Source organism: Chryseobacterium polytrichastri (genome assembly GCF_900142445.1).
Taxonomy (GTDB): domain Bacteria; phylum Bacteroidota; class Bacteroidia; order Flavobacteriales; family Weeksellaceae; genus Chryseobacterium; species Chryseobacterium polytrichastri.
In genome coordinates this window covers 1-9,213 of sequence record NZ_FRAV01000063.1, presented here as the reverse complement: position 1 = coordinate 9,213, position 9,213 = coordinate 1, and the positions used below count along the sequence as shown (strand labels likewise).

The window sequence follows — 9,213 nt, the reverse complement described above, 5'->3', positions numbered from 1 at the left end:
CATAAAAATGAGTCTCCTCAATATTGAGGAGACTCATTTTTTTTATCAGTTCTAAATTTAAAGTTTATTTTACTTTTGCTTTTAATTCGTCATAAAGCTTTTGCGTGGAAGGAACGTGAATTCCTAGTTCCGCTCCGTATCTTATAATAGCGCCTGCAAATAACTCTAGTTCACTGTTATCTTTTTTAGAATTAATATCTAGTTGCAAAGAAGTTGGAGTTTCCGGTGGAAATGTAGCCGCTTTTTCAAAGGTTTTATCAATGATGTTTTCTCCGAGATGAATTTCTTTTTGCGTTGCAATAAGCTGTATTTCTTTCATTATTTCAGCTGCCTCAGCTCTTTGAGAAGAATCGGTGCATACAGTTCCGATAGATGAATTGTATTTAGCGGTTACCAAACCAAAGCTTGCCACAAAAATAAATTTTGTCCAAATATCGATCAACGAATTATCCTTAAAATCAAAATCTATTTTACTTTCTTTGATAATATTGATGACCCAATCGATAGGAGCAGAAAAATGCGCAGGATCTTTTCCTATGATTAGCTTTCCGGCTTTTCCTTTATGCTCCACAATTCCTTTTTCTTTGATGTGAGAAGCAACATACAGACAAGACGGTAAAATAACATTCTCAGGGATTATTTTTCGTATTCTGTCATAAATATCAACACCGTTCATCATCGGTAACAGAATCGTTTCCTTGGTAATGACTTGTTTTAACTGATCACAAACTCTTTCCAGATCATATTCTTTTACACAAATTAATACCAGGTTGGGATTTTTAATGTCACTGATGTTTTCGTAAACAGCATTGGGGCGTGTCAGTGGGTTGGGATGTTCAGGAGAAAGCAATGTTAATCCATCTTCCTTTACTTTTTTATAGGTTTCACCTCTTGCGATAAATGATATTGTATGTTCTTGTGACGTTTCATTGGTCTGGTTAATTTTAAAGCCAAAATAGCCTCCAACGCCTCCAAGGCCAATAATAACAATATGTTTTTTATTCATAAATTTATTTTAATGATTCTAGAATGTAAATTTTAAATATTTATAAATTCCCTATTCAAAGGGTTTAACAAGGTTAAAGGTCGGTATTTATTTTAATATTCAAGAAATTTATAATCTATATTTGTTATAGAATGCAACCATGAAAAATTGATAAATGAGAAAAGAAATTTCTAAGGATATAGTAGGAAAATGGCTGAAAGCTTGGAGTTTATCACGAGACTTACCTTTACCCACTCAATATAAATCTGGTTTTAAAGTAGATGTTGGCTACGAAACACAGAAATCTCGTTATGTTTTTACAGAGCTTAATGATGATTTCTTTGCATTAGCAGCATCAATAAATGAACCTTGGATATATTTGAAAGTTTGTGCTTCTCCTTTAGAATTAAAAAACCGTCTGCCTGAAAGATGGATCATACAGCAACAAGGATATATGATGGAATGTTTTCCACCGATGAGTATTTTGAATGTTACTTTGCATGAAAATTACCAATTAGAATTTGATCATTATGATTCAACTTCTGTTGTTAGAATTGTTACTAAAGATGGAGAATTAGCATCTGTCGGCCGCGTTGTTATCGTCGATGATCTCGCAGTATATGATAGGATTTCAACGGAAGAAAACCACAAAAGAAAAGGCCTCGCTACTTTTTTAATGAAAGAGCTTGAAAAGATCGCTTTATCCCAAAATGTTTCCAATCACTTTTTAGTGGCCACTGAACAAGGGAGATCCTTATACGAATCATTGGGCTGGAAGCTTTACAGCCTTTATATTTCAATTGTTATACCATCTGAAACATCAAAAATTAAACGGAATTAAAGTATTTTCATAAAGAAATAGTATTTTAGTCCCATAAACTATTATAAAAACTAAGACAAATGAGTGAAAAAAAATCAAGACTTGAGGAAATAAAAGCTGAGCTTGAAAAATTAAATATAAATCCTACCTTTTTTGCGAGAAAAGAAATTCACGAGTTACCCAATGTACTTTCAACAGACGAAAAAATTGTCTATCTCGTTGAGGGCAGAAATAAAACCACTCAACATCATATTATTTTAGTCGCTACCGACAGAAGATTGATTTTTATTGATAAAGAGTTCATGTACGGATTAAAAGTTGAGGATTTCTCTTACAACAAAGTGAGTTCTATACAGTATGAAAAATCATTGATGCTGGCTTCAATAGACATTAGCATCGCTGATAATATTCTCGAAATTGACGGTGTTGGAAAGTATGAAGCCGAATTGTTTTGTGAAAAAGTAAGAGATTTTATGTCTCGGCCGAAAGAATATTTTCAGCCTAAAAGTGAACCTTCCGTATTGGATCAACTGGAACAGTTAGGAAGACTGAAAGAAAACGGAGTAATAACGGAAGAAGAATTTGCAGAACAAAAGAAAAAATTGATAAATAAATTATGATAAAGGAGGTTGTTTTTAAAATGTTTAATTGGAGGTGGTATTTTACTTCTTTTATAACGCTATTTGTTGGTGTTTTTTGTTGGCTGACGATTCTAATTTTGCCGATAAGTAATTTTACCTGGACTTTTTTCTCTGCTTTTCCATTTATTGTGGGCATTGTTAGTTTTATGTTGGGGATTTCGAGACTTTTTAAGAAGGATGAATTTAAGAACGGACTTTTTCAATGCCTTCTTAGTTTTTGTGTATTCATGATGCTGGGTGTTATGTTTGCTTTTTTCCCGCCTAAAAGTCCTTACAAAGCTTATACAGGGATAAAAAATCCTAAGAACGCAAGATTTGCAATGCCTTTAAAAATTTCTGCTGGTGGCGAGAAAGATTTGATTGAAGTTAATGGACAAGATATATTATTATATGATAATCTAAGGCCAGGAACTTATAAATACGATGTTTTTCTTAATAAGATAGAGAAAGGAAAAGTGTACTTGAAAATATTTGATTTCAATACCAACAGAATTCTTTCTGCGGCAGAAGTTAAAAAGAAATCTCAGATCGATGTTTTCAATTCAACGAATGAGTTGAAAGAGTTTAATCTTGATGACGATTTCATTGTGGAGGAAGGAGATTGGGGAGACTATTATGGAAGTAAAGTCGAAGTATGGTTTAAACCTGAAGACGATACTAAACCAGAAAGAAGAATTTTAAGTAAAAACTATGTTATTCAAGGTTCATAATTTGATTCTTTGTGAACCATGAAAATCTAACCACAAAAGATGCAAATAAACTTAAGTGTTCTTATTTGTAGTGTTTAGATCAACTTAATAATAACGTATGTGCTAATCTTTTGTGGTTAAAAAACTAAACATTTAAATAAAATAATTAATGTCATGGAAAACTATTTAGAAATAAATAAAACCTCATGGAATGCCAAAGTAGATACGCATGTAAAATCAGATTTCTATTTTGTAGATGAATTCTTAAAAGGTAGGAATTCTCTTAATTCTATTGAGTTGGATCTTTTAGGAGATGTTAAAGGAAAAAGTATCTTGCATTTGCAGTGCCATTTTGGGCAAGACTCTATTTCATTATCTAGATTGGGGGCAAAAGTTACGGGAGTAGATTTGTCAGATAAGGCTATCGAAACGGCGCGGGATCTTACAAAACAATGCGAAACAGATACCCAATTTATTTGTTCGGATGTTTATGATTTGCCAAATGTTCTGGATGAAAAATTTGATATTGTTTATACAAGTTACGGAACGGTGGGTTGGCTTCCGGATTTAGAGAAGTGGGCGAATGTTATTAATCATTTCCTAAAGCCTGGTGGGAAATTTATTATGGCAGAGTTTCATCCTGTTATTTGGATGTTTGACGATGACTTTAATGAAGTGAAATATAGTTATTTCAACGAAAAACCAATTGTGGAAACCAACGAAGGGACTTATGCAGAAAAAAACGCAGATCTTGTACTGAATAATATAACGTGGAATCATCCATTATCGGAAGTTCTTCAGAATTTAACTAAAAAAGGATTATCGATTGAGAATTTTCAGGAATTTGATTGGTCACCATATCCTTGTTTTAACCAAGTTGAAGAGTTTGAGAAAGGAAAATGGAGGATTAAACAGTTTGGAAATAAAATACCAATGGTGTATGCATTAACGGCACACAAAAAGTCATCGTAAAATATTTTACGATGACTTTCTTATATATGAATGTTAAAAAAAACTAGTCTTAGCTTAAAGAATCTTCAGCTTTTGTTTTAGCTTCGTCTACTTTGGTCTGAACTTGGGAAGCCACGTCATTTGCTTTGCTTTTAAGATCATTCCCCCATTTATTAAGGTTGTCTTTTGCAGTATTGATTTTATCTTTTACTGCTTGTTGTTCTTCCGGAGTAGATTTTTTGTACTTCCAATATGCTAAAGCTCCTAATCCTAATAAAGCAAGTATGCCATTTGTTTTGTTTCCCATGATTTCTATTTTTTGAATGTTGTGATTACTACTAAAATTTGTTATTAATAACTAAGTAAAATACGTGCCAAAAAAATAAATGCAATTATAAATTTATGTTAAAATTTAGTTGAATACTTTAAAAATTTCACCATCAAAACTTGCGAATACCATCGTAGGATAAGAATCCTGATGATAGATATTTCCTTCTTTATCAATGGCAATCGCACCTGCAAAGCCATCAATTGTTTTTAACTCCTCAAAAGTTTTATGAAAAGCATTTTCCAATGTCATCCCATCTGTAACCCTGGTTACAATTTTGGTAGAAGTAGCATTGCTTACAATATCTTCTCCAACACCTGTGCAACTTACCGCACAGAATGCATTAGCATAATTTCCAGCAACGGTTGCAGAGTCTGAAATTCTTCCGGGGATCTCAAAACCTTTTCCTCCGGTTGAGGTAGCAACAGCCAATTTACCGACTTTATCAATCGCTACACAGCCAACCGTTCCTTTTCTGCCATTTGCTAATTTAGCTTCATATTCTTTTCGGCGTTGAGGGATTTCAGTAGAGAAGTTTTCAAAACCATGTTCTGTAGCATATCTTTTGGCGCCTTCACCTCCTAAGACTCTGTCGTCTTCCTTCATTAAGTCTTTAGCCACAAAAATAGGATTTTTCACATCCTGAATATTGATAACACCACTTAATTTTTGGGTTTCACCATCCATAATAGCAGCACTCATTCGGATTACCCCATCACTTTGGATCTGGGAACCGATTCCTGCATTATACAGCTCATCATCTTCCAAAAGAGAAACGGCATACGCTACCGTATCAAATGCGGAATTTGACTGTAAATATTCAAAAGCTTTTTGAACAATATTTTTTAATGAATCTTGTTTCGCTATTTTTACTTCATGGCTTTGGTCACTTTCTGAGAAGAAACCGCCGTGGATGATTATTTTCATGAAAATATAATTGATAGTTGATTAGTGATAATTGATATTTTTAACGAAGATAATTTATTTATCCGCAAAAATCATTGATCAATTATCACTAATCATTTATTATTTATCTTGCGGTATCGGGTTAAATTGAGAATTTTCAATCGTCAACGTTTTTGTCGTTAAATCATAATGATCATTCATCGACATCACATGTACGGTTAAATTATCAATAGAAATAGGCTCTCCAAGGTTGATGTTGGTAAGGTTGGTATCTTTAATGAACCTGCCATCTACAATAATCACAAGACCTGATCCTACAGCTGTCATCGTGTCATTATAAATGAAAAGTCCGGTATCTTCCCCTAAACCAATTCCCAACGTTCTCGGATTATTAACCACCGCTTGAAATAAACGTCCGATTCTTCCTCTTTGAACAAAGTGAGTATCGATAATTACGTTGTCAATTAATCCTAACCCTTGGGTAGTTTTTATTTCACCTTTCAACAATGCTTCAGAACTGCTTCCCTGATAAATCATATTTTCAGAGGCCGCCGCAGCTCCTGCAGAAGTTCCGGAGTAAATAAAATCCTGCTCTTGGTATTTCAATAGAATTGTATCGTGAAATCTTGTTCCGCCAAGAATAGAAGTCAGCCTTAGCTGATCTCCACCTGTAAACATGACAACATCGGCAGCATTAGCTCTTGCTACCATGGCATCAGAATTCGCTTCCTCACGGTTGTGAATATCAAGAATGTTTACATTTTTAGCGCCTAGAAATTCAAAAGCCTTCTTGTATTCCGTCCCTACAATCTGCGGGATTTGTGAAGCAGTTGTAATAACTTCTATTATAGAATCTTCTTTAAGCCTAGACTCATTAATTATTTTTCTTAGAATACCTCTTTCAAAGAAATTGAGGTTCTTTTCTATATTCTGGTCGTAGTCGGTTTCAGCAAAACTGCCTTTGTTTACAGCGCCTCCAATAACGATTAATTTTCCTACTGGTTTCATCATAGTGTGCAAATTTAAAAAATTATTAACATTTGACGAAATCTATGCCATATTTTAATTGATCCTGAGTATTTTAGAAATATTAATAATTTTCAATTTTATTTTGAGAAATCTACAAGTGTGGTATAGTTTTTTTTATGGTTTTGCATTATCTTTGATCTTAGAATATGTTATCATTAATAAGAAAAATGCAAACTGATTATGAAAATTGAGAAGATACAGGCTTTACGCGGTCCGAATATTTGGAGTATAAGAAGGAAAAAGCTGATACAGATGAGGTTGGATCTTGAAGAATTAGAAAATTTCCCTACCAATAAAATCGACGGTTTCAGAGAAAGGATAGAAAAGCTCATGCCTTCTTTGCTTTCACACAGGTGCTCGGAAGGAGTACAAGGTGGTTTCTTTCACAGAGTGGAAACAGGAACTTGGATGGGTCACGTTATTGAACATATCGCTCTCGAAATTCAGACTTTATCAGGAATGGATACCGGGTTCGGAAGAACAAGGGAGACAAAAAGTCCGGGGATTTATAATGTTGTTTTCGATTATATTGAAGAAAATGCAGGAATTTATGCGGCAGAACAAGCAGTACAGATTGCAGAAGCTTTAATTGAAGGAAGAGAATATGATATCAATGCCTGTATTCAAAAATTAAAAGAAATCAGAGAACGTGTTCGTTTGGGCCCGTCTACCGGAAGTATTGTTGAAGAAGCAGTTTCCAGAAAAATTCCATGGATCAGATTAGGAACTAATTCTCTGGTTCAGTTGGGATATGGGGTAAATCAGCAGAGATTTCAAGCGACCATTACAGGAAATACAAGCTCAATTGCAGTAGATATTGCATGTAATAAAGAATTAACAAAAAGAATGCTTCATGATGCTGCAATCCCAGTTCCAATTGGAGAGGTGATTGTAGATGAAGAAGGATTGGATTTTGTAATTAAAAAAATAGGATATCCGATTGTTTTAAAACCGTTGGATGGAAATCATGGAAAAGGGTCTTCTATTAATGTAAACGATTGGGAAGCTTCTAAAATAGGATTGGAGCATGCTCAGAAATATTCTAATAAAGTAATTGTTGAAAAATATATTACAGGATATGATTTCAGAGTATTAGTAATCAATAATAAAATGGTTGCTGCTGCAAGAAGAGTTCCTGCTCACATTGTAGGAGACGGAGAATTAAATATCCAGCGATTAATCGAAAAAGAAAATAAAGACCCGAGAAGAGGTTATGGCCACGAAAATGTGTTAACTGAAATTGCAGTAGATAAAGACACAACAGAACTTCTTGAAAAACTTCACTATACGCTTGAAACAGTTCCTCAAAAAGGAGAAATTGTTTATTTAAAATCAACAGCCAATCTTTCAACAGGAGGAACGTCTATAGATGTTACCGATATGGTTCACCCTGAAAATATCACGATGGCAGAAAGAATATCTAAGATCATCGGTCTTGATGTCTGCGGAATTGATATTATGGCTGAAAACCTAACGCAACCTTTAAAAGAAAGCGGAGGAGCTATCATTGAAGTGAATGCAGCTCCAGGTTTCAGAATGCACTTGGCACCAAGTGAAGGGCTTCCAAGAAATGTTGCGGCTCCGGTTGTTGATATGCTGTATCCTACAGGAAAACCTTTTACCATCCCAATCATTGCGGTGACAGGAACAAACGGTAAAACGACAACAACAAGATTGATTTCTCATATCATTAAAAATAATGGGTATAGAGTAGGTTTTACCACTTCAGATGGAATCTATATTCAAAATACAATGCTGACGAAAGGAGATACTACAGGCCCTTTATCAGCTGAATTTATCCTGAAAGATCCAACGGTAGAATTTGCAGTATTGGAAACTGCCAGAGGGGGAATTCTTCGTTCTGGGCTTGGCTTTTCTCAATGCGATATCGGTGTTTTAACCAATATTACAGAAGATCATTTAGGAATGAATGACATTCATAACCTGAAAGACTTAACCAAGGTAAAAAGAGTAGTTCTTGACAGTGTTAAGAAAAATGGATGGAGCGTAATGAATGCTGATGATGAGTATTCTATGAGAATTGTGAATGATCTGCATAGCAATGTGGCAATTTTCAGTATGGATGAAAACAATCCTTACATGAAGAAATTCGCAAAAGAAGGAAAGATCACTTGCGTGTATGAAGAAGGTTTTGTGACGATCAAAAAAGGAGACTGGAAGATCAGAATTGGAAAAGCAAAAGACTTTCCTATTACAATGGAAGCGAAGGCAAAATTCATGATTGAAAATGTGTTGGCTGCAAGTTTAGCTTGTTACCTTCAAGGGTTGGGAATAGAAGATATTTCAAATTCATTGAGAACTTTTCTGCCAAGTGCCCAACTTACTCCGGGAAGGTTAAATGTTTTTAAATTTAAAAATTTCAAAGTTTTAATTGATTTTGCTCATAATCCATCAGGATATGAAGCCATTGAAGATTTCCTTAAAAATATAGAATCAACCAAAAAAATAGGGATTATTTCCGGAGTTGGAGACAGAAGGGATGAAGATATCAGGCTATGCGGTAAAATTGCCGGAAGAATGTTTGATTATATCATTATCAGAAATGAGAAGCATCTTCGTGGCAGAAAAGAAGAAGATATCAATGCATTGATTATTGATGGAATTAATGAGGCTGGAAAAGATGTGAGCTATGAAATTATTCCTAAAGAAATTGATGCCTTAAAACATGCCATGGGAATGGCAGAAGAAGGAGCTTTTATTACAGCGTTAAGTGATGTTATTTCTAATGCCATCGATTTGGTACAGGAATATCAAGCAAGGGAATTATTAGAAGATGATAAATCTTTTTAATTTAATACATAAAATTTCGGGCGGCTTCAAAGAAGCCGCCCGAAGTTTATTTT

The 9,213-nt window shown here is 34.3% G+C and carries 9 protein-coding genes; 5 read left to right on the top strand and 4 right to left on the bottom strand.

Going from position 1 to position 9,213, the window contains the following annotated elements; translation table 11 throughout:
• Window positions 1-64: 64 nt before the first annotated feature.
• A complete protein-coding gene (locus BUB80_RS22485) occupies window positions 65-1,006 on the bottom strand; it encodes a ketopantoate reductase family protein (protein WP_073297931.1) in 942 nt (313 codons plus the stop codon).
• Window positions 1,007-1,160: 154 nt separating this feature from the next.
• Here BUB80_RS22485 and BUB80_RS22480 point away from each other — a divergent pair, with 154 nt between their 5' ends.
• The 4 genes from BUB80_RS22480 (at window position 1,161) to BUB80_RS22465 (ending at window position 4,107) form a co-directional block, all read left to right on the top strand.
• Entirely contained in the window at window positions 1,161-1,826 is a 666-nt protein-coding gene (locus BUB80_RS22480) for a GNAT family N-acetyltransferase (RefSeq protein ID WP_073297929.1), read from the top strand.
• A 59-nt stretch (window positions 1,827-1,885) separates the two neighbouring features.
• Entirely contained in the window at window positions 1,886-2,425 is a 540-nt protein-coding gene (locus BUB80_RS22475) for a PH domain-containing protein (protein WP_073297927.1), read from the top strand.
• A 263-nt stretch (window positions 2,426-2,688) separates the two neighbouring features.
• On the top strand, window positions 2,689-3,156 hold the full coding sequence (locus BUB80_RS23465) for a hypothetical protein (RefSeq protein ID WP_139262869.1): 468 nt from the start codon (window positions 2,689-2,691) through the stop codon (window positions 3,154-3,156).
• 153 nt (window positions 3,157-3,309) lie between these two features.
• Complete coding sequence (locus tag BUB80_RS22465; RefSeq protein WP_083547374.1) at window positions 3,310-4,107, top strand: class I SAM-dependent methyltransferase; 798 nt, start codon at window positions 3,310-3,312, stop codon at window positions 4,105-4,107.
• A gap of 49 nt (window positions 4,108-4,156) precedes the next feature.
• Here BUB80_RS22465 and BUB80_RS22460 read toward each other — a convergent pair whose 3' ends face one another.
• From BUB80_RS22460 to BUB80_RS22450, 3 genes are all read right to left on the bottom strand, one after another.
• Entirely contained in the window at window positions 4,157-4,393 is a 237-nt protein-coding gene (locus BUB80_RS22460; protein ID WP_054509213.1) for a YtxH domain-containing protein, read from the bottom strand.
• 105 nt (window positions 4,394-4,498) lie between these two features.
• Window positions 4,499-5,341 (bottom strand): isoaspartyl peptidase/L-asparaginase, encoded by an 843-nt coding sequence (locus BUB80_RS22455; protein ID WP_073297922.1) that lies wholly within the window; start codon window positions 5,339-5,341, stop codon window positions 4,499-4,501.
• Window positions 5,342-5,440: 99 nt separating this feature from the next.
• Window positions 5,441-6,328, bottom strand: a complete 888-nt coding sequence (locus tag BUB80_RS22450; protein WP_054510008.1) for a cyanophycinase — start codon at window positions 6,326-6,328, stop codon at window positions 5,441-5,443.
• Window positions 6,329-6,529: 201 nt separating this feature from the next.
• Between BUB80_RS22450 and cphA the strand changes: the two genes are divergently transcribed.
• The gene (cphA, locus tag BUB80_RS22445; RefSeq protein WP_073297921.1) at window positions 6,530-9,160 is read left to right on the top strand and encodes a cyanophycin synthetase; all 2,631 of its coding nucleotides are present in this window, start codon (window positions 6,530-6,532) and stop codon (window positions 9,158-9,160) included.
• Window positions 9,161-9,213: the final 53 nt, after the last annotated feature.

Bases quoted from the DNA above. Each gene is read 5' to 3' on its own strand.
- BUB80_RS22485 (WP_073297931.1), bottom strand. From the start codon at position 1,006: ATGAATAAAAAACATATTGTTATTATTGGCCTTGGAGGCGTTGGAGGC.
- BUB80_RS22480 (WP_073297929.1), top strand. From the start codon at position 1,161: ATGAGAAAAGAAATTTCTAAGGATATAGTAGGAAAATGGCTGAAAGCT.
- BUB80_RS22475 (WP_073297927.1), top strand. From the start codon at position 1,886: ATGAGTGAAAAAAAATCAAGACTTGAGGAAATAAAAGCTGAGCTTGAA.
- BUB80_RS23465 (WP_139262869.1), top strand. From the start codon at position 2,689: ATGTTTGCTTTTTTCCCGCCTAAAAGTCCTTACAAAGCTTATACAGGG.
- BUB80_RS22465 (WP_083547374.1), top strand. From the start codon at position 3,310: ATGGAAAACTATTTAGAAATAAATAAAACCTCATGGAATGCCAAAGTA.
- BUB80_RS22460 (WP_054509213.1), bottom strand. From the start codon at position 4,393: ATGGGAAACAAAACAAATGGCATACTTGCTTTATTAGGATTAGGAGCT.
- BUB80_RS22455 (WP_073297922.1), bottom strand. From the start codon at position 5,341: ATGAAAATAATCATCCACGGCGGTTTCTTCTCAGAAAGTGACCAAAGC.
- BUB80_RS22450 (WP_054510008.1), bottom strand. From the start codon at position 6,328: ATGAAACCAGTAGGAAAATTAATCGTTATTGGAGGCGCTGTAAACAAA.
- cphA (WP_073297921.1), top strand. From the start codon at position 6,530: ATGAAAATTGAGAAGATACAGGCTTTACGCGGTCCGAATATTTGGAGT.